We start from the raw sequence: 837 nt of genomic DNA, 5'->3' as shown, positions 1-837 counted from the left end.
CCTGGCTCTTGCTTTTACGTGAGCGGCAATCACGACAATATTTTCCACAGATGTTGATCCTGATAGGGCAACATCACGACTTGGCTCTACTGGTTGCAGACGCTTAGAGATATCATTTTTGGGTGAGCTTTCGTGCTCCAGCGGCGAAACGCTGGTCACTGAATTTGAATTAGAGAGAGTTAGGTTTGAATTTTGTTGCGCCATGAGGATTTTCCTTTTGTTTGAGTATCACTTTTCGGAGCCGCTTGGCTGTCCGCTCTCTCAACATCGTTCTGCTTTGCAAGGGCGCGCAGCGTTCATTTACCCTTGCAAAGCAGGTTGTGGGGAGAGACGGTTAACAGCCTGCGAGCCCGTAAATGATGCGAGTGAAAGGAAATCGGCGCATAAGAAAACAAGCCTTACTCGAACTTATTCAAAGGCAGGGAGAGCAACGAGGAGGCACGACGAGCGGCAACGAGGAGGCACGACGAGCGGCAACGAGGAAGAATGACGAGGCGCAGGCGTTCAGGATTGCAGCGATATCCTTTTAGATAGGGGCTGTAGAGAGGCACATTTTGGGGCGGCACGCAGTGACTCACCAGGGTGATGCCACTCTTAGGCCATAGATGAAAGATACAAGCGAAAAGCCTTGCCCGAAGGGTAACGCCCAACTCAAGCCGTTACCACAACGCAGCACTTAAAATCAGCCTTAAACCGTCATAATAAAAAAGCCGCCTATCAAGCCTTATAAGGCAAGAATCAACAAAACGACACCATGACAAAGCAATATAATTAAACATAGAGCAAATGGGCGTACTGTGGTCCTGAGAGCCGTTTTGACGACCGCTTGCGGTCGAG

The 837-nt window shown here is 49.6% G+C and carries 1 pseudogene; it reads right to left on the bottom strand.

Annotation, left to right across the window (positions count from 1 at the left end):
* A pseudogene (locus AB4653_RS25220) lies at positions 1-204 on the bottom strand (hypothetical protein); the annotation flags it as partial.
* Positions 205-837: the final 633 nt, after the last annotated feature.

This window comes from Vibrio sp. 10N.222.48.A3 (assembly GCF_041475345.1).
GTDB classification, from domain to species: Bacteria; Pseudomonadota; Gammaproteobacteria; order Enterobacterales; family Vibrionaceae; genus Vibrio; species Vibrio tasmaniensis_A.
This window is presented reverse-complemented; position numbering and strand designations above follow the sequence as displayed.